Source organism: Pseudomonas uvaldensis, from assembly GCF_021271205.1.
Taxonomy (GTDB): Bacteria; Pseudomonadota; Gammaproteobacteria; order Pseudomonadales; family Pseudomonadaceae; genus Aquipseudomonas; species Aquipseudomonas uvaldensis.
Window position 1 is genome coordinate 1 of sequence record NZ_JAIWKS010000043.1, and the last position, 599, is coordinate 599.

The 599-nt window shown below is 61.6% G+C and carries 1 protein-coding gene; it reads left to right on the plus strand.

All coding sequences use genetic code 11. The features are described 5' to 3' along the window. The coding region (locus tag LCU97_RS26495; protein ID WP_232778214.1) for an OprD family outer membrane porin at positions 1–599 on the plus strand (599 nt) is incomplete at both ends.

The window sequence follows — 599 nt, forward strand, 5'->3', positions numbered from 1 at the left end:
GAAATCAGCGGCCTGAGTCTGTATGGCGGTCAGTTCCGCGGCAACAGCCCGCGCAACGACGCGAGCATGGAAGACATGTTCATGAACGGCCGTCCGGCCGCCACCTCCGACCGCTTCAACTTCGGCGGCGGCGAATACGCCTTCAACGAGAAACGCACCCAGGTCGGCGTCTGGTACGCGGAACTGTCCGACATCTATCAACAGCAATATTTCAACCTGACCCACAGCCAGCCCATGGGCGACTGGACCCTGGGCGCCAACCTTGGCTACTTCATCGGCAAGGAAAACGGCAGCGCGCTGGCCGGTGACCTGGATAACAAAACCGCCTTCGCCATGCTCTCGGCCAAATACGGTGGCAACACCTTCTACGTCGGCCTGCAGAAAGTCGGTGGCGACGATGCCTGGATGCGTGTCAACGGCACCAGCGGCGGCACCCTGGCCAACGACAGCTACAACTCCAGCTACGACAACGCCAAGGAAAAATCCTGGCAGGTGCGCCACGACTTCAACTTCGCCGCCGTCGGCGTGCCGGGCCTGACCCTGATGAACCGCTACATCAGTGGCGACAACGTGCACACCGCCACGGTGGACGATGGCAA